The sequence below is a fragment of the Frankia sp. AgB1.9 genome, from assembly GCF_016786355.1.
In the GTDB taxonomy this organism is placed as follows: domain Bacteria; phylum Actinomycetota; class Actinomycetes; order Frankiales; family Frankiaceae; genus Pseudofrankia.
On record NZ_JADWYX010000094.1, the window covers coordinates 1 to 17,935 of the forward strand.

The 17,935-nt window shown below is 71.1% G+C and carries 18 protein-coding genes; 10 read left to right on the forward strand and 8 right to left on the reverse strand.

Annotation, left to right across the window (positions count from 1 at the left end):
• The 3 genes from I6A60_RS42160 to I6A60_RS29475 all read left to right on the forward strand — a co-directional run.
• A partial coding sequence (locus I6A60_RS42160; protein WP_238436505.1) for a hypothetical protein occupies positions 1-202 on the forward strand: 202 nt, incomplete at its 5' end.
• A 113-nt stretch (positions 203-315) separates the two neighbouring features.
• The gene (locus I6A60_RS29470) at positions 316-1,398 is read left to right on the forward strand and encodes an isopenicillin N synthase family oxygenase (RefSeq protein ID WP_203022402.1); all 1,083 of its coding nucleotides are present in this window, start codon (positions 316-318) and stop codon (positions 1,396-1,398) included.
• Positions 1,391-2,407 carry an isopenicillin N synthase family oxygenase gene (locus I6A60_RS29475; RefSeq protein WP_203022401.1) on the forward strand — a complete coding sequence of 339 codons (1,017 nt, stop codon included), beginning with the start codon at positions 1,391-1,393 and terminating at the stop codon, positions 2,405-2,407. The genes I6A60_RS29470 and I6A60_RS29475 overlap by 8 nt, the downstream gene beginning before the upstream one ends.
• 7 nt (positions 2,408-2,414) lie before the next feature.
• Here the strand turns inward: I6A60_RS29475 and I6A60_RS29480 are convergent, their stop codons facing one another.
• Positions 2,415-3,158 (reverse strand): class I SAM-dependent methyltransferase, encoded by a 744-nt coding sequence (locus I6A60_RS29480; RefSeq protein ID WP_203022400.1) that lies wholly within the window; start codon positions 3,156-3,158, stop codon positions 2,415-2,417.
• 163 nt (positions 3,159-3,321) lie between these two features.
• Between I6A60_RS29480 and I6A60_RS29485 the strand changes: the two genes are divergently transcribed.
• Complete coding sequence (locus tag I6A60_RS29485; protein WP_307873930.1) at positions 3,322-3,852, forward strand: hypothetical protein; 531 nt, start codon at positions 3,322-3,324, stop codon at positions 3,850-3,852.
• Positions 3,853-4,044: 192 nt separating this feature from the next.
• The gene (locus tag I6A60_RS43160) at positions 4,045-5,676 is read left to right on the forward strand and encodes a GGDEF domain-containing protein (RefSeq protein WP_203022399.1); all 1,632 of its coding nucleotides are present in this window, start codon (positions 4,045-4,047) and stop codon (positions 5,674-5,676) included.
• Positions 5,677-5,725: 49 nt separating this feature from the next.
• Here the strand turns inward: I6A60_RS43160 and I6A60_RS29495 are convergent, their stop codons facing one another.
• Together I6A60_RS29495 and I6A60_RS29500 are read right to left on the reverse strand one after the other, a co-directional pair.
• Positions 5,726-6,025: a DUF1876 domain-containing protein gene (locus I6A60_RS29495; RefSeq protein ID WP_203022398.1), complete on the reverse strand. Its 300-nt coding sequence runs from the start codon at positions 6,023-6,025 to the stop codon at positions 5,726-5,728.
• A 100-nt stretch (positions 6,026-6,125) separates the two neighbouring features.
• A complete protein-coding gene (locus tag I6A60_RS29500) occupies positions 6,126-7,301 on the reverse strand; it encodes a sigma-70 family RNA polymerase sigma factor (protein ID WP_307873931.1) in 1,176 nt (391 codons plus the stop codon).
• A gap of 259 nt (positions 7,302-7,560) precedes the next feature.
• On the opposite strand from I6A60_RS29500, the gene I6A60_RS29505 reads away from it, so the two are divergent.
• Positions 7,561-8,601 carry an aromatic ring-hydroxylating dioxygenase subunit alpha gene (locus I6A60_RS29505; protein WP_203022396.1) on the forward strand — a complete coding sequence of 347 codons (1,041 nt, stop codon included), beginning with the start codon at positions 7,561-7,563 and terminating at the stop codon, positions 8,599-8,601.
• A gap of 149 nt (positions 8,602-8,750) precedes the next feature.
• Here I6A60_RS29505 and I6A60_RS29510 read toward each other — a convergent pair whose 3' ends face one another.
• Together I6A60_RS29510 and I6A60_RS29515 are read right to left on the reverse strand one after the other, a co-directional pair.
• Entirely contained in the window at positions 8,751-10,766 is a 2,016-nt protein-coding gene (locus I6A60_RS29510; RefSeq protein ID WP_203022395.1) for a WD40 repeat domain-containing protein, read from the reverse strand.
• Positions 10,767-11,034: 268 nt separating this feature from the next.
• Positions 11,035-11,646 carry an NAD(P)-dependent oxidoreductase gene (locus I6A60_RS29515; RefSeq protein ID WP_203022394.1) on the reverse strand — a complete coding sequence of 204 codons (612 nt, stop codon included), beginning with the start codon at positions 11,644-11,646 and terminating at the stop codon, positions 11,035-11,037.
• 108 nt (positions 11,647-11,754) lie between these two features.
• On the opposite strand from I6A60_RS29515, the gene I6A60_RS29520 reads away from it, so the two are divergent.
• Both I6A60_RS29520 and I6A60_RS29525 read left to right on the forward strand, forming a co-directional pair.
• Entirely contained in the window at positions 11,755-12,279 is a 525-nt protein-coding gene (locus tag I6A60_RS29520; protein WP_203022393.1) for a MarR family transcriptional regulator, read from the forward strand.
• Positions 12,280-12,381: 102 nt separating this feature from the next.
• The gene (locus I6A60_RS29525; protein ID WP_238436506.1) at positions 12,382-12,900 is read left to right on the forward strand and encodes a (2Fe-2S)-binding protein; all 519 of its coding nucleotides are present in this window, start codon (positions 12,382-12,384) and stop codon (positions 12,898-12,900) included.
• 97 nt (positions 12,901-12,997) lie between these two features.
• Here I6A60_RS29525 and I6A60_RS29530 read toward each other — a convergent pair whose 3' ends face one another.
• Positions 12,998-13,954 (reverse strand): GlxA family transcriptional regulator, encoded by a 957-nt coding sequence (locus I6A60_RS29530; RefSeq protein ID WP_203022392.1) that lies wholly within the window; start codon positions 13,952-13,954, stop codon positions 12,998-13,000.
• Between the two features lie 89 nt (positions 13,955-14,043).
• On the opposite strand from I6A60_RS29530, the gene I6A60_RS29535 reads away from it, so the two are divergent.
• Together I6A60_RS29535 and I6A60_RS29540 are read left to right on the forward strand one after the other, a co-directional pair.
• Entirely contained in the window at positions 14,044-14,976 is a 933-nt protein-coding gene (locus I6A60_RS29535) for an NADP-dependent oxidoreductase (RefSeq protein ID WP_203022405.1), read from the forward strand.
• 139 nt (positions 14,977-15,115) lie between these two features.
• Positions 15,116-15,433 (forward strand): (2Fe-2S)-binding protein, encoded by a 318-nt coding sequence (locus I6A60_RS29540; RefSeq protein ID WP_374113450.1) that lies wholly within the window; start codon positions 15,116-15,118, stop codon positions 15,431-15,433.
• Positions 15,434-15,472: 39 nt separating this feature from the next.
• On the opposite strand, the gene I6A60_RS29545 is transcribed toward I6A60_RS29540, so the two are convergent.
• Both I6A60_RS29545 and I6A60_RS29550 read right to left on the reverse strand, forming a co-directional pair.
• Positions 15,473-17,062 (reverse strand): AAA family ATPase, encoded by a 1,590-nt coding sequence (locus I6A60_RS29545; RefSeq protein ID WP_203022391.1) that lies wholly within the window; start codon positions 17,060-17,062, stop codon positions 15,473-15,475.
• Between the two features lie 71 nt (positions 17,063-17,133).
• Positions 17,134-17,769, reverse strand: coding sequence for a TetR/AcrR family transcriptional regulator (locus I6A60_RS29550; protein WP_238436514.1), 636 nt, complete (start codon positions 17,767-17,769; stop codon positions 17,134-17,136).
• Positions 17,770-17,935 lie beyond the last annotated feature (166 nt).

The window sequence follows — 17,935 nt, forward strand, 5'->3', positions numbered from 1 at the left end:
CCTCGGCGCGGCGAACCTGGAGGAGCTGCGGACGAGCCGGCCGCTGCCGTTCGACGAGGCCGAGCCAGCCCGCGGTGGGGGGGCCCCCCCCCCCCCCCCGGGCCGCCCCCCCCCCCCGCCCCGCGGGGGGGGGGGGGGGGGCGCCCCGCCCGGCGCCCGCGCCAGCCTCTTGATCGCCGTCTTGGCCCTGGCGTGGCCGTGATCCGGGGGGTTCCACAACCACCCGAGGGCCAAAACGGCGATCACCGGCACCACTGCCTCACGGCGTCACCGCGCACGACCAACCGCGCACGACCAACCGCGAAGGAGCGAGCAATGGACGACAGCGGCCTCCCGGCTCCGTCGGCGATCTTCATCGAGGACCGTTCGACGGACGGTGACGCCAGCGCCGGCGTCGCGACCGTGACGGTCCTCGACGTCGCGGCCGCGATCGGCACCGGCAGCGCCGGCGTGGGCAGCGCCGGGGTGAACGCGGCCGCCGAGGCCGCCGTCGCCGAGCGGCTCGTCGCCTCGTTCCGGCACACCGGCTTCGCCGTCATCACCGGCCACGGCGTGGACCTCGGCCTTTTCGACCAGTTCTGCGCCGAGTCGGCCGCGTTCTTCGCGCTGCCGCTCGCGGAGAAGCTGGAGGTCGGCTTCCCGGCGCCCGAGGTGATCCGCGGCTACGAGCCGGTGCCCGACGACTCCGGGCCGGTCCGCGCCCCGAACATGATGGAATCGCTCCTGATCAACCAGCTGGAGCCGGTCGGCGACTATCCCGACGGCAGCGCCCAGGCAAAGCTGTGGCGCTGGCCGAACCTGTGGCCAAGCCGGCCCGCGTCGCTGCGCGGCGTCTGGGAGGACTACTACCGGGCGATGACCGCGCTCGGCGACCGGCTGCTCGAACTGGTCGCGCTCGGCGTCGGCCTGCCGAAGGACTGGTTCGCCGACAAGTTCGACCGGCACTTCAACAACCTCGCCGCCAACCACTACCCGCCCCGGGCCGGCAGCGTGGCCGGCAGCCCCATGCTGCGCAACCGGCCGCACACCGACCACGGCGCACTCACCCTGCTGTACCGCCCGAGCGAGCCCGGCGGCCTGGAGGTCTTCGCCGAGGGCCGCTGGTGGCAGGTGCCGTTCGTCCCCGGCTCCCTGGTGATCAACATCGGCGACATGCTGGAACGCTGGACCGGCGGACTGCTGCCGGCCACCCCGCACCGGGTCGTCAACTCCGCCGACGGCGCCGCGACGGGCCGTTCCTCCGTCGCCTACTTCCAGCAGCCCAACCCCGACGCGCTGGTCGCGCCCGCGCTCCCCGTCGTCGCCGGCCGGCCCGACTACAGCCCCGTCATCGCCGGCGAGCACATCTCCCGCAAGGAACTCGGCTACCACACGGTCTCGGCGGCCCTCGATGCCTGAGCGCAGGTCCTCGATCCACGACACACCGGTCGACCTGAGCGGCTGGTGGTCCGGCGACCCGGCCGCCCGGCGCGCCATCGCCACCGCCGTCGACCGGTCCTGTCGGGACACCGGCTTCCTGCTCCTGGAAGGCCACGGCCTCCCGGACCAGGTGATGGATGGCTGGGTCGCCGGCTGCGACGCGTTCTTCGCGCTGCCTCCGGCGGAGAAGCTCGCGATGGTGCTGCCCAAGGAGCCCGACGGCAACAACATCGGCTACACGGCGTTCGGCGAGGAGGCGTCCGCCTATACCTCCGACAACCCCACCCCGCCCGACCTTTTCGAGGCGATGAGCTTCAGCCGCTCGGACGCCGCCGGACCGCGGTTCGACCGGTATCGCGCCTGGTACCCGACGAACGTGTGGCCGGCCCGGCCCTCTGGCTGGGAGGCGGCCTACCGCGACTATGAGGCGGCGATGGGCCGAGTCGCCGAAGCGGTGCTCGGCGCGATGGGCCTCGCCCTCGGGATGGGCGAAAGCTGGCTGGTCGACCTGCTCGCCGACGCGCCCGTCTCGACCCGCGCCAACCTCTACGCCCGGCCCGCCGGAGCCCCCGACCCGCTGCCCGGCCAGCTGCGCCGCGGGGCGCACACCGACTTCGGCGTGCTCACCCTGCTGTGGACCGACGGCGTCCCCGGCCTCCAGATCCGCCAGGGCGACGAATGGCGTTCCGTCACCCCGGAGCCCGGCCAGCTGGTCGCGAACATCGGCGATCTGCTCGCGATGTGGACCAACGACTGCTGGACCTCGACGCTGCACCGGGTGCTGCCCCCGCCGTCCCAGGCGACTGGACCAGTCGTGCGGCGCAGCGTCGCCTACTTCGTCGACGCCTACCCCGCCACCCTCGTCGAGCCGGTGCCCAGCTGCGTCACCGCCGAGAACCCGGCCCGTTTCGCCCCCATCCGCGCCGGCGACTGGCTGGACGCCCGGGCCCGCCGCCAGCTCGCGAGCTCCGCCGCCGGCGCCGCCTGAGCCGTTCCTAGCCGGTCAGCGGCCGACGCCAGACAGAGACGTGGCCGGGGCTCTCGTGGGTGAACGGACGCCTGGCCCAGTCCTCCCAGCGCGCGTACGGGCGCAGGCCGGCGAGCTGGGCCATCAGGTCGAGCTCCGCCGGCCAGACGTAACGGAAGGGAATCGTGCGGAACCGGCCACGCCCAGCGGCGACCTCGACGTAGTTCGAGCTCAGGAACTGGGTCGACGTGTCATACACGTCGTACGCCCATTCCCCCGCGCCCACCTGGAACGGGACGACGGTCTGCCCAGGTGGCAGCTTCCGCAGCTCCGGAACCCCGACCTCGACGACGAAGTAGCCGCCGGGCGCGAGCTGACGGGCGGCGTTGCGGAAGCACGCCACCTGGCCTTCCTGCGTCGTCAGGTTGTTGATCGTGTTGAACACCAGATAGGCCACCGCGAACCCGCCGCCGACGACCGTCGTCGCGAAATCCCCGATCGTGACGTCGAGCGCCGAGCCTCCGGGTTTCGCGCGCAGCCGGGCGACCATCGCCCTCGACAGGTCGATGCCGTGCACCGGAACACCGCGCCGCGCCAACGGCAACGCGAGCCGTCCGGTCCCGATCCCGAACTCCAGCGCCCGCCCGCCCCCGGCGAACTCGGCCAGCAGGTCGACGGCCGGGCCCACCGCCTCCGGCGCGAACCGGTCCGCAGAGTCGGCGTCATACCGCTCCGCGACCTCGGCGGGAAAATACCCATCTCCGTCCAGCACAGCGGGTACCGTACCCGCCTCCCAGCGATCATTCAGCTGCGTTTCGGCGCCGATCGCCGCCGCCGAAAGGCGTCAGCCGTGGCGTAGCGTCGCCGGTGTGCATCGGGTTTCCTCAACCGTGGTGTGTGTGGTCGGGCCAGATCCGGCCGGATCACCGGACCAGGTGACGCGGTCGGTACTGAAGTCACTCACCGGCGCGGCGAACGTGACACTCGTGCTCGCGGACGACGCGCTGGGGCCGGGGGCGCGGGCTGTCGAGGCGTGGCGCGACTGCCGCGCCGCCGCGACGCCGTACGCGGTGCACGACGCCGATCCGCTCGCCGAGGTCGCGGCGGCGTGGACGGCCCGGTACGACGAGTCGGGGCCCGTCGGCGATCTGGAGGTGGCCGTGACCGCAGCCACGGCCCGGTTCCGCCGAGGCGAGGTCGACCTGCCGGACAGTCTGGTGCTGCTCGACCCGGACGGCTGGCCCGCGACCCGGCGGCACTGGTATCTCGGCGTCCTCGCCTCGGCCGCACCGGCGCGGGTCGTCCCGATCCGGGCCGACGGCCGCGAGCTGCGCCGGACGCTGCAGAGCCTGCCGACCGGCCGTTGGTGGCCCGAGCCGCCAGAACGCCTCCTCGACGGCATCGACCGCGTCGTCCCCGACAAGATCGGTCTGCCGGTCCGCGCCCAGCTGTCGCCGCGCTCCTGAGCGCCGTCCACACCGTCCAGGCGGCGTGGACGGGCGCGCGATACCCGCGGCCGGTTCGGCCGGGTGTGACGTTCGGCGCCCGTGGCGATACTCGTGGACGAGGGGGCGAGTCCCATGGGATCCGGTCACGCAGAGGTGCGCCACCAAGCGGATACTCATTGCTGTCAGCCAGTCACGGAGAGAACTTTCCGAGTGTTGGCTTGCGCTGCCGCCCTACTGGTGGCCGCCGCCTTTCTCCCATCCGCCTTGCTCACCGGGCAGCGCCTGCTGGTTGTCCAGGGAGCCGCCCAGGTCGCCGCCGCACTGGGCGCCCTCGCCGTCGGCGTGGTGGGCGTGGCGCGCACCAGCGGCACCGACCGTCGATGGCGCGCACTGGTCGGGACGGACCTGGTCGTCGCGCTCGTCGGCGCCCTGGAATGGGTCCGCAATGGCCCATTTCTGCACGAGACCTCCCTGGGTCCGGCAGAGCTCCTGTACCTCGCGCCATCACTGCTCGTGCTGGCGGGCCTGTTGTGGATCCCGGCCGAGGCGGAGGGCACGGACACCGGACGCGGACCACCCACACGACTGGGCGAACGACCTCGCTACTCCGACATCATCGTCGCGCTCGACGGCCTCGTGATCGTCGCGTCGATGCTGCTGATCATCTGGATCACCACGCTCAGCACGATCGTCTCCAGCGGTGTCCGCGGCTGGCCGTTCGCCGTCGCGATGACCTTCTCACTGTGGGGCACCCTCGAGGTCGTCGTCGCGATCCTGGTCGGAACCTTCCGACGGCCCCGCAACGGCCGGTCGCTGACGCTGCTGACCCTCGGGCTGACGATGCAGATCGTTCCCGAGCTGGCCGCGGTGGTGCTGTCGCTCAAGCGCTCGCCCCTCACGGATGCCTCCGGCCCCTACTGGGCCTTCCTGGCCGCCGGGCCGCCGCTGGTCGCGCTGGCGCTGGTCGTCCCCGACCGCCGCCGCGGGGCCGTGCGCACCGGTAAGCGCGACCTGGCTCCGTCCCAGACGAAGTGGCCGCCGTTGGCGCAGACGCCGTTTTACCTGCCCTACCTGCCGCTCGCCGCGGCTATCACGCTCATCGTGGGGCTGCAGGCCAGCGGCACCGCGCTCGGCAGCACCGTTCTGTATCTGGTGTTCGCCCTGGCGATGGCGGTGACCGTCCGGCAGCTGATCACAGTCGCGCAGAACGTCCGGCTACTCGCCGCTGTCCAGGCTGCGCATGAACAGCTGCGCTACCAGGCCTTCCACGATCCGCTCACCGGACTGCCCAACCGCGCCCACTTCACCCACGCACTCGACGGCGCTGTCACCGACCACCGAACCGACCACAGGCCCCTGGCGCTGATGTTCTGCGACCTCGACGACTTCAAGAGCGTCAACGACACCCTCGGCCACGCCGCCGGCGACGACCTGCTGAAAGCCGTCGCCGACCGGCTGAGCGCCGCCGTCCGCGCGGACGACCTCGTCGCGCGCCTCGGCGGCGACGAGTTCGCCGTCCTGCTCACCGAGCCCGACCAGGCCGACGACACCCGTCGCGCCGACACGGCCCCCGTCGATATCGCGACGACCGACACGGCGGGGACCGACCAGGCCAACCTCGACGAGCCGTCCGTCGCCGCCCATCGCGCCGAACAGCGCATCCTGACCGCGATGGCGCCGCCGTTCACCATCCGCGGCCATCGCCGGCCCATGCGGGTCAGCGTCGGGCTGGCCGTCGTTGGCGCCGACGAGCCGGTCGAGGTCGCCGACGAGCTGCTGCACCGCGCGGACTGCGCCATGTACGCCGCCAAGGGCGCCGCCAAAGGCAGGCTGGCCGGCTAGGGCCGCCGCCATGGCGACGCCCTTCCCCGTCGACGAACCACGCTGGCGCCTACGGCAGGACGTAGGCCCGTTCGCCGGTGCGGGACTCGATGGTGCGCGCGGCGGCGTCGAGCAGCTGATGGGCCAGGTCCGAAAGGGCTCGGGACACCGCCACCTCGTCGCCGATCGCCGGGACGTCGGCGTCGTGCGGGTGGCACCGGGCCAGGCCCTTGGCACGCAGCTCACTGCCGCCCATGCCCGCCGAGCCGAGGCCCAGCTGGCTGGTCCCGGTGCCGTGCAGATGCGCCTCGGCCCTGGTCCGACCACCTTCCTCGGTCAACGTCACGGCTACGTTCCATGTCTTCGTCATCGTGCTCACCGCCATCAGTCAGGGTTTGGCTCGTTCAGAGCCTTCCCGCTGGGCGCCGCGTCGACCGCCCGGAACAGCGAGCGGACGGCCGGACCACGGATCAGGCTGGCAGATAAGGAGGCAGGCCGAACAGCGGGAACAGCCGGTCGGTGTCCAGGAAGTGGTGCAGGCCGGCGATCTTCCCGTCCGAGACGTCGAGAACGATCAGTGACCACGGTACGTAGCCGCCGTCCAGAGCCTCGGCCGGCAGCGGGCGGACCTCGGAGCCGGTGACGGCGGCCCGTAGCTCGGCCTCCCCCGGCGCCGCCCGGTGGTACTGGCCGAAGGCCGGGCTGCCGTTGGCCAGGCTCGGGACCAGCCGGGAGTCCCGGCAGACCGCGCCATGGCCGAGCATGAAGCCGACGATGTCCTGCGGGCCGCGCATCCACATCTCCAGCGGCGGCATCGTCAGGGTCGCGTCGTCGCGCAGCAGCGCGGTCAGGGCGGTCATGTCGTAGCTCTCGAACGCGCTCACGTACCGGGCCAGCAGGTCGCGTTGCTGGTCGTCGGCCGGACGCAGCGGGTCACTGGCGGTGACGTCGCTGGCCGCGAGCGTCGCCCGAGCCCGCTGCAGGGCGCTGTTGACGGACGCGACGGTCGTGTCGAGCAGCTGCGCGGTCTCTGCGGCCGGCCAGCCGAGCACCTCCCGCAGGATCAACACCGCGCGCTGGCGCGGCGCGAGCCGCTGCAGGGCCACGACCAGGGCGAGCCGGACCGACTCGCGGGCGATGGCCTGGTCCGCCGGATCGACCGCGCCGCTCGCCGCGCCGGCGCCGGACAGCACGGCGGCGTCCGGCGCCGGCAGCACCCAGGTCGCCTCTGGCAGTGGCGCCGGCACCGCGTCCGACGGCGCGGACGGTCCGGTGAGGTCGACGGGCCTGGCCCGGCGCGCCCGCCCGGCCAGCGCGTCGGTGCACACGTTGGTGGCGATCCGGTAGAGCCAGGTGCGCAGTGACGACCGGCCCTCGAACCGGTCCAGGGCGCGCCACGCGCGGATCATCGTGTCCTGGACGGCGTCCTCGGCCTCGAACGGCGAGCCGAGCATCCGGTAGCAGTAGCCGGTGAGCTCGCCGCGATACCCGGCCAGGCGTTCCTCCAGCTCCGCCCGGCTCAGCTGCTCCGTGGCCAGGCCGGCCGCGGACTCGTCGGACGGCGGCGGGTCGACAGCCGGCTGGCCGGAGGACAGCGAGCTTGAAGACGGGGAGCCGGAGGAGAGCGCGGGCGAGCCCTGGGTCATACCGCGATGATGCAACGCGGGTCCGACAGTTTCGCGCCGCACCCCCACCCGGACCTGCACGAGGCTTGCCGGCGTTTGCTGAACCGCAATACGGCCGCAATCCGGCAAACCTACGGTCCAGGGTGTGACCGTCGTCGATCCCACTCCGCTGGCAGCGCTGCACGACTACCTCGAAGGTTTCGGCGCTGCCTTGTCGCCTGGTGGTGCAGGCCAAGATCGCATAGCGCGCGGCGAGCAAGTCAACAGTGTGGTCAACGAAGTGGAACTCAGACCCGAGCGGTCTGGCCCGGTCACCGAGGCGGTGCTGGACGGGGCCTTTCTCGCCGCGGCCGCCCGCTACTGGCATCCGGTCGCTCGGTCGGCGGATGTCGGGGCCGCGCCGGCGCGCGCCGAGCTGTGCGAGGTCCCGCTGGTGCTGTGGCGCCGGCCGGCTGGCGACGTGGCGGCGCTGGTCGACCGCTGCCCGCACCGTGGCGTGCCGCTGTCCGGCGGCGCCGTCGACCCGGCCGGGCGGCTGCGCTGCAGCTACCACGCGTGGGCGTTCGACGGCGCGGGCCGCTGCGTCGACATCCCGCAGCAACCGGGCCAGAGCATCCCCGACGTCATCGCGGCGCGGCCGGTCCGGGTCGAGGAGGCGGCCGGGCTGGTCTGGGCCTGCCTGGTCGACGAGACCCAGCAGGCCAGGCCCCGGCCCCGCTTCCCGCAGGTCGAGGACCTCGGCTGGCCCAGCTACGTCGGCACGGTCCAGGACTGGACCGGCCAGGCGGCCCGCCAGGTCGAGAACTTCTGCGACATCGGGCACTTTTCGGTCCTGCATACGGACACGTTCGGCAACGGTAACGTGCTCGGCGTCGATCCCTACGCGGTGCGGCGCACCGAGTGGACGGTCGAGGCGGACTACCGGTACCCGAGCGTGAACCCGGTCGCGGAGCCGGGTCGGGACGGGCGCCGGCCAGTCGGAGAGACGTTGTTCCAGTACCGGATCGAGTTGCCGTTCGCGGTCTGGCTGGGTGGCGCGAACGGACCGGGAAGCGTCATGTTCTCGGTCAGCGCCCCGACATCGGCGACGACGTTGCGCCTGTACTGGATGAGCGCGTTCGACCCGGCCGTGTACGGCGACGTCCCGGTGGACGGGGCCGGACTGCAGGCGATCGAAGACCGGATCTGGGCCCCGGACAAGGCGATCGTCGAGTCGCAGCGCCCCGCGCGGGTATTCGCCGCGACCGAGGCACGCCGTGCCTTCGACGCACTCGGCGTCGCCTACCGCAAGGCGCTGCGCGACCTCGGCTTCGCCGGCTGACCGCCCTCGCCCCCCGCCTTCGCCGCCCTCACCTAGTGGTCCGAACAACACCTTCCATCCGTGCAACGAGCGCGAGCGGTATACGCCGGGCCGCTGCCACGCTGAGCTCGACCACGCCACAGCCACCGGCGCGGCTCGTAGACCAGCGATCAGGCGGGCACTTCGGAAACACGCCCACGCACCTGCGCTTCGCGGCGCCGGTCCCACACCCGGATCGTGTGGTCGTGGCTGACGCTGACGATCTCGGTGCCGTCCGGGGTGATCGCGATCCCGACGACCCCGCTGGTATGGCCGGTGAGGCAGGCCAACTGCCGGCCGCTGGCTCTGTCCCAGACTCGGATCGTTCCGTCGCCGGGTTCCAGCGCACGGACCATCCCGCCCCCGGCGCCCCCGCAACTGACGATCTCTGATCCGTCCGGGCTCACCAGGACCGCCCGCACGTCGCCGTCGTGGCCGGTGAGACGGGCCTGTTCGCGGCCGCGTGCCAGGTCCCACAGCCGCAACGTCCCGTCGCCCCCGCTGCTGACCACCTGTCGACCGTCCGGAGTGACAGCGACCGCCGACGCCCAGTCCTTGTGTCTGCCAAGCCGACGTTGCCGGCCGCCGGCCAGGTCCGCCGTCCACACGGTGCCGTCCAGATCACCGCAGACGATCCCCCGGCCGTCCGGGATCACCGCGACCGCCGCGACCTCCCTCGAGGAACCCGGGAATCGCCAGAACCACCACCGGCGGGTGTAGCGGGCCTGCTCCTGGCCGGTCTCGCGGTCCCAGACCCGGAGGCCATCGCTGCCGCCGCTGACGATCCTCCGGCCATCCGGGGTGACGGCCACTGCCCAGACCGCGCCGTCATGGCCGGTCAGTCGCCGCACCTCCCGCCTGCCGGCAAGATCCCACACCCGTACCGTCCCTGCGCGATCTGCGCTGACAATCCACCGGCCGTCCGGCGTCACGGTCACCGCTGACACCTTGTTGGGGCTGGCGGCCGGCACCGCACCCGGCACCTCTTCAGGACGCAGGGATGCCTTCTCGCCGCCGGTCTCCCGGTCCCAGACGCGGAGCATGCCGTCGCCGCTTCCGGTCACGACCAGCCCGCCGTCCGGGGTCAGCGCGACCGCGGACACCGCATCGGTGTGACCAGCCAGCCGGGCGCGCTCCGCGCCGCTCGCCAGGTCCCACACCCGCACGTTCCCGTCCGCGCCCCCACTGACGAACTGACGGCCGTCCGGGGTGACCGCCATCGCCTCGACCCCGTAGGCGTGGCCCGCCACGCGGACCAGCTCCCGGCCGCCCGCCAGATCCCACACCCGGATCGTTCCTTCGACGTCGCCGCTGACAGCGTGCCCACCGTCCGGCGTCACCACCAGCGCGGTAACCCCGTCAAGATTCACGCCGTCGAGATCGTCGCCCTCGCGCGAGCGCCGCATCGGTCCGCTCCCAGCAGGGCGTAACCGAGCCCGCTCCTGACCGCTGGCGAGATCCCAGACCCCCACCGTCCCGTCGAGGCAGCCGCCGACGATCCGTCCGCCGTCCGGCGTTATCGCCATCTCGACGACCGCCCGGAAGATGTCGGTGCCGGCGTCGATGCGAGTGACCGCCCGGCCGGAAGCGAGCTCGTGCACCTGCAACGACCGGGTGCGATCGCCGCCGTCCCACCGGATGGTGGCCACCTGCCTCCCGTCGGGAGTGACCGCCAGTCTCGTCACCCCCGTGAGGGCGAGATTCGCGAGCCGCTGCCCGCTCGCCAGGTCCCAGACAGAGACCGGCCCGTACCCGCCGGCACTGATCACGCGGCGGCCGTCGGGCGAGATCGCCAGGGCCGTCACCTCGTCGAAGAGGCCCTCCGAGTCGTCCGTGGGCTCCTCCAGCCAGGAGACGAAGCTCGCCACCTGCGCACCTGTGTCCAGGTCCCAGACCCTCACCGTCCCGCCGCCGCCGCTGACGACCCGACGCCCGTCCGGCGTCACCGCCAGTGCGATCACACTGCCGTCGGGACCGCCAAGGCGGGCCCGCTCCCGCCCGCTCTCCCGGTCCCAGACCCGCACCGTGGAGTCGTCTCCGCCACCGCTGATGATCAATCGGCCGTCGGCTGACACCACCACCGCGGACACCCGGCCGGCGTGCCCCCAGAACGGCTCCAGCCCAGCATTACGCAGCAAACCGGTCACCGTGGCAGTCTGCCTGACGTTCCGCCGTCACGGAGCCCTCACCAGAGCGTCGCTGACCATCGTCGGACGTCGCTGGAATGGCGGGCTGTAGCACCCGTCCGTGTCGCCCGACCCGGTCGGAAGCGATTGCGAAGCTGCCGATGATGGTCACGCCGTCCTGCTCGTAGACCGGGATCAGTGTTGGCTGACGTGCCCCGGGGCCCCGCCTCGCTTCGCTCGGGGATTGGTCAGCCAACCTCTCACGGGTGGGATGGACGTGATGGACCGATTACGAGGTGATGGCGACGGCTTGGCCGACCAGGTCGTCTCGGGCTAGCTGGGCGAGCATGAAGTCCGCGACGTCGGCGTATGAGATCTTGGACCTGATCGTGAGGCGCAGGTCGCTGCCTGCGCGGTAGTGGCCGGTGTGCGGACCGTCCGTGAGAATGGCCGGTCGCACGATGGTCCAGTCGGTCTCGCTGGCTTTGATGCGTGCTTCCATGCCCTCCTTGTCCTGCATGAGGGATCTGATCGCGATGCGGGCGAGCGTGACGTAGAGGTTGCGGTGGCGGCTGTCGGCCACTCCGTACCCGCTGACCGCGATCAGCCGATGCACGCCGTGGGCCTTCATCGCCGGCAGGATGGTGCGCATCCCATCCGTGCAGACTGTGGTGCGCCATCGGCGCTGGCCCAGCGCGCTGAGCACGGCGTCGCTGCCGGCGACGACCTGCTTCACAGCCTCGGTGTCGCGCACGTCGCCGGTCTGCGGGTGGAGGCGCTCATGGACGGTGAGGCGGTTGGGGTCGCGGGCGAGCGCGGTGACGGTGTGGCCCTGCTGGAGTGCCTGTTCGAGCAGGTGGCGGCCGGTGTGACCGGTGCCGCCGAAGACTGCCAGGCGCATGCCGCGCTCCCTGCTGCCAAGAGTGAACAGTTGGAGACTTCAAGCATCTACCCTGCCCTCGATGCTTTGATTCGTCAAGTATTGGAGTCTCCATGTAGTCTTAGAGGGGTGGGCGACGCCGATGAAGTCAGCGACGAGTCACTGATCCACGCGGTCGTCCGGCAGGTCGTCACCCTCGCGGCCGCGACCAGCGCGCTTGCCGGCGACCTGTTGAAGGAACTCGACCTCACCGAACCACTCGCGAACGCCCTGTGGCGGCTTGACCCCGAAGCGGCCGCGCCCTCGATGCGCGCCCTGGCGGCCGCGCTGAACTGTGATCCCTCCACGGTCACGTTCCTCACCGACCGGCTGGAACAGCGGGGCCTCATCCAACGGCGCCCAGCACCGACGGATCGGCGACAGAAGGTCATCAGTCTGACACCCCGCGGTGTCGAGTTCCGCACGCGGATCGTGCAGACCCTGACAGCGAGCTCCCCGCTCGCCCAGCTCTCCCGGCATGATCGTCAGCAGCTCTACACACTGCTCATGAAGGCCGGCGCCGACCCGAGCCAGTTCACCTGCCAGCCGACCGCGCCACCCGGCACCCCCAGGCAGAGCGCGGAGCCGAACGGACAAGGCGGCTCGACGAGCTAACACCCGCTCACGGCGCCAGTGGCGAAGCCACCACGCGGCCTGCTGTGAGCTGGGAGCAACCGCGGGGCCAGACACTGATGGGTCATGCACCCTTGTTGATGTTTGTTCTGGGACATCGGGCACTTTTCGGTCCTGCATACGGACACGTTCGGCAATGGCGACGTGCTGGCGGTCGAGCCGTACGGAGTCCGCCGCACCGAGTGGACCGTCGAGGCCGACTACCGCTATCCCAGCGTCAACCCGGTCGCCGGACCGGGCCCGGACGGCCGGCGCCCGGTTGGAGAGACGTATTTCCAGTACCGGATCGAGCTGCCGTTCGCCGTCTGGCTCGGCGGCGCCAACGGCCCCGGCTCAGTGCTGTTCTCGGTGAGCGCCCCGACGTCAGCGACCACGCTGCGGCTCTACTGGATGAGCGCCTTCGACCCGGCCGTCCACGGCGACGGACCCGTCGACAGCGTCGGCCTACAGGCCGTCGAAGACCTCATCTGGGCACCCGACAAAGCAATCGTCGAGTCGCAACGCCCGGCCCGAGTGTTCGCCGCCACCGAGGTCCACCGCGCCTTCGATGGTCTTGGTGTCGCCTACCGCCAGGCCCTGCGCGACCGCGGCTTCGCCGGCTGACCATCGTCGCTGACTAACACGTGTGGCGCCGGATTGTCCCTTCGTCTCGCGAAGCCTGCCGGGAACTCGGCGCGACCGCCGCCGCCAGCCTGACGTACTAGGAACGGAAGGTCTTGCGGTAGGCGTTGGGGGAGACGGCGACAGCGCCGCGGAGATGCTGGCGGAGCGAGGCAGCTGTGCCGAACCCTGAGCGCTCGGCGATGCGGTCTATCGGTAGCTCGCTGTGCTCCAGCAAATGCCGGGCGAGGTCGATCCGTTGTTGGGTGAGCCACTTCCCGGGGCTCTCGCCGACCTCAGCCCGAAACCGCCGGGTGAAGGTTCGGCGACTCATCCCGGCGTGAGCGGCCAGATCCGCCAGCTGGACGGGGTGGTCCAGTCGTTCGAGGGCCCACAGACGGGTGGGCGCGGTGCCGGTGTCCGTGACCTCGGGGACTGGACGCTCAATGAACTGGGCTTGGCCGCCGTCCCGCCACGGGGGAACGACACAGCAACGGGCCACCTGGTTGGCGATGCCGCTGCCGTGGTCGCGGCGGATCAGATGCAGGCAGAGATCCACACCTGCGGCCGCGCCCGCTGAGGTCAGGACTCGTCCCGCGTCGACGAAAAGGACGTCGGGGTTGACTTTGACGGCGGGGAACGACCGCTGGAAGTCCTCGGCGTGCCGCCAGTGGGTGGTCGCGGGCAGACCCTCCAGCAGGCCCGCGGCGGCTAACACGTAGGAGGCCAGGCAGATCGAGACCATCCGAGCCTCGGGACGGACCCGTGCGAGCGCCTCCGTCAGCGTGGGCGGCAGCGCGTCCGGGTGGGTGATCTTGACCATCGCCTCGGACGGGGGGATGACGACGGTGTCGGCGGTGGCCAGCACCGTCGCGTCATGGGCGACCGTGACAGCGTAGTCGGCGGCGGTAACCACCGGGTCACCGTCCGGTGTGCAGGTGATCACCTCGTACAGCGGTCGTTCGTCGGCAGAGCGTGCGGTGCCGAAGATCCGGGAGGCGAGGCTGAGCTCGAAGGGGATCACGCCGTCCACTGCGAGTACGACGACACGATGCATGGCCCGATCCTTGCACACCATGACCTTCGGGCCACTTTCTGAGCCGCCGGCTGCGGCAACAGACTGGGCGCATGACGACTCCTACAACGATGCGTGCGATCAGCCAGGACGAACTGGGCGCCCCCGACGTCCTGCGTGAGGTCGAGATCGACCGTCCCGCCCCCGGGCCGTCCGAGGTTCTGGTGCGGGTCCATGCGGCGGGCTTGAACCCGACCGACTGGAAGCATCGGCAGACACCCGGATTTCTCGGGCGGCTTCCGCTGGTCCTGGGATGGGACGTGTCCGGCGTGGTCGAGGCGCTCGGCGTCGGCGTGACAATCCACGAGGTGGGCGACGAGCTCTTCGGCATGCTGCCGTACCCGCATGGCCACGGTGCCTGCGCCGAGTACGTCACGTCCCCCGCACGTGCTCTCGTCCGTAAGCCCACTGAGCTCGACCACGTCGAGGCCGCAGCGGTTCCGCTGGCCGCCCTGACGGCTCATCAGGCCCTGGTGGAGGTAGCCAGCGTCCAGCCTGGCCAGCGCGTGCTGATACATGCCGCAGCCGGCGGTGTCGGCCACTTCGCCGTACAGATCGCCAAGTGGCTGGGTGCTCACGTGATCGGCACGGCCAGCGCGCCCAAGCACGACCTGCTCCGCACGCTCGGCGCCGACGAACTGATCGACTACCGCGATGTGGATTTCGAGGAAGCGGCCGGCAAGGTCGACGCGGTCGTTGACGCCGTCGGCGGCGAGTACACGGCTCGCTCCCTCCGGACGCTGGTACCGGGCGGAATCCTCGTCTCCCTCGCGCTCTCCGACACGCGGCCTATGCCTGAGGAGGCGGCGCAACTCGGCGTTCGCCACCGGCTGATGCTGGTCGAGGCCGACCAGACGGGGATGCTCGCGGTGGCCGATCTGGTGAGGAGCGGCGCACTGCGCCCGGTCGTCGAGGCCACCTTCCCCTTGGAGCAGGCCGCCAAGGCACACAGGCTGGGCGACACCGGCCGGGTAACGGGCAAGGTCGTACTCACCGTCCGGTGACCGGCCTCCGTCACGTTACGTAGCCGCCTGGCCCGTCCGACGTCGGGCAAACGTCTTCGACCAGAGCTGACGCAACCCCGTCGCCGAGCCGGGCCCGGACGGCCTCCGGCCCGTCGGCGAGACCTGCTTCCAGTACCGGATCGAGTTGCCGTTCGCGGTCTGGCTGGGTGGCGCGAACGGCCCCGGCTCGGTGATGTTCTCGGTGAGCGCCCCGACCTCGGCGACCACCCTGCGGCTCTACTGGATGAGCGCGTTCGACCCGGCGGTCCACGGCGACGGCCCGGTCGACGGTGTCGGCCTGCAGGCCGTCGAGGACCAGATCTGGGCACCCGACCAGAAGATCGTCGAGTCGCAGCGCCCCGCGCGGGTATTCGCCGCGACCGAGGTACACCGTGCCTTCGACGCACTCGGCGTCGCCTACCGCAGGGCGCTGCGCGACCTCGGCTTCGCCGGCTGACCGCCAGCGAGGTCAGGTCCTCGGGCTTTGGCAGGGCCTTCAGATGCGCACGATGGTGATGGTTCGCCCGCTGGGACTCGTTGTGGTTTGGGAGCCAACCTCGGTGGCGACACGTTTGCGTTCGGCGGGGCGCTGGTCGAAGATCACGAGGTGGCCGTCGGGGAGGCCGAGGCGTAGCAGGTAGCCGTCCAGCTGATTGATACCGGCAAATGTTGGGTCGGGGTCGCCGGGGCGGTGGGTCTTGACCTCGAGGGCTTGGCGCTGGACGGCGGGTGTGCCCTCGGGTCCGCTGTGGTTCCAGCGGATGAGCAGGTCGAGGGCGCCGCGGCCGACGCCGTACTCCCGGTCGACGAAACCGCCGCCATTGATCGCGCGGTCAAGGTAGCCGAGCAGGGTGACGTGCGGGGTCACCTCCCGGTAAGGCACGTCGGCCTGGAGAAGGTCCTCGCTGTTGTGCCAGAACCCGGTGAAAGCCGCGAGCAGCCCGTCCAGGTCGAGGCGCCCGTCGGGCAGCACGAACGATCGCGATCGAGGCGCTCCGACGACGCCTTCGAAGAGGCCGTCAGCCAGAACTCGGGTGATCACGTTACGGTAGATGGGGTTGGCGATCTCCACCGTCGAGGCGGTCCGCCGGACCAACCCGAGGTCCACGGTGTAGGCGAGGTCGTCGGCGAACGGGTCGAAGCGGACCTCCGTGCCGGCGAGGATGGGTTCGATGATCCGCCGTACGCGAGGGTCTCGGAGCTTGTCGAGCAGAGAGTCCACATGGGTCGCCCGCGCCACGATGATCCGCTCGGCCGCCTCGTCGACGTCGTCGTTAGTGATCGACCTCGCCGCGGGGACCCGCATGCGGTTGACGATCTCGTAGGCGAGCGCGTTGACCAGCCACGGCTGGCCCATCGTCAGCGCATAGGCATATTCCACGGCCTGAGGAGTGAACCGTTGGCCGGTCTCCGTCGTGTGCTGGCCGTAGAGCTCGCGAACCTCGTCGAGGGTGAAGTCACTCAGCCGCAGCGACGCCACCGCGATGTTGAACGGACTCGGAGACGTCAGAGTGGTGGGGTCGCCACCAGAAGCCACTTTATAGTCACGGACGTCGCGTAGCCCACAGAGCGCCACTGACGCTGGAAAACCGGCGGGGCGGTCGGCGAAACCGTCGCGCAGTTGACGAAGCACACTGAGCAAGGTGCGCCCGCCCAGAGAGTCGATCTCATCGAGAAAGAGGACCAGCGGGCGCGGACAGGTCTCCGCCCAGACGGCGAACGCGTCCGAGAGCAGGCCTTCGTCCCAGCTGTTCGGCCAGGGCGGTGGACGCAGGTCGGCCGGCAGGTTGGTTCGTGCCGTTCGACCGGCGCCTGTCAGGATCGCTCGAGTGGCCGCGCCGATATCGTCCGGCCAAGGCTGGCCAGCCTCCATCGACAGCACCACCGCCGCGTAGCGGCCACCCGCGGTCAGCTCGGCCGCCAGCGCACGCAGCGCCGTCGTCTTGCCCGTCTGGCGGGGAGCGTGCAAGACGAAATACTTGCTGTGCTCAACGAGATCAGGGACTTCGGGTAGCCGCGCCGAGGCCGGGATCATGTAGTGATCGCTCAGCACACACGGCCCCGTCGTGTTGAACGAGCGGACCACCACCCACCGCCTTCCGGACGCGCACCACTGATCGCAACTCTACGGAACCCGTGGTGGACGAACCGTTGTCGTCACAGGGCCTGGAGAAATCCGTCGACCAGGCTGCGCAGGCCGAGGGCGTATGTGTCCCGGCTGGTCAGGCTGGCCCAGCGGTCCGCCAACTCCGCCAAGTGCGGCAGCTCGGCAGCGTCGGCCGCCCGGATCCGGTCGTCCCGCGAGCCCGGGCGGGAAGTGTCCGGCTGACCGCGGCCGCGATTGGCCCGGATGAGGATCTCACCGGCGGTGTAGTACCAGATGCTCCGGTACAGGTCGACGGCCTGTTCGGGAGAACATCCGCACTCGACCGCGCCCGCGAGCACTGTCTCGACCATCCACAGTGCCGCACGGCCGACCTGGTCGTCCCGGGTCAGCACTTCGACAACCCAGGGCCAGGCAGCCAGCGTGTCCCGGATGACAGTCGCGGCCGCGATGACGCGCTCGCGCGGGTCGACGGGCATCGCCGGACGAGGCATCCGGTCGGCGTAGTCGTCCAGTAGCTGGGTGAGCAGATCGTCCTTGTCGCGCACGTGGTGGTACAGGGTTGTCGGCGCGGTGCCAGCCTCGGCGGCGAGCCGACGCATCGTCAGCTTCTCCCAGCCGTCCCGGTCGATCAGGTGCCGGGCCGCGGCCATGATCTCGACGCGGGAGGTGCGCGGTGGGCGTCCCATCCGTCCGGACGCCGGGGCCGGCGGCACTGAGGGCTCCACCCGCCCATCATGCCCCGGCCCACCCGCGGCCCGACCGAGTGTCCTGGATCACGTTCCGACGCCCCGCCTCGACATCCGATCGAGCATCGAGCTACTTTTCGAACACGTTCCTAAAGTCCGTGCGCCC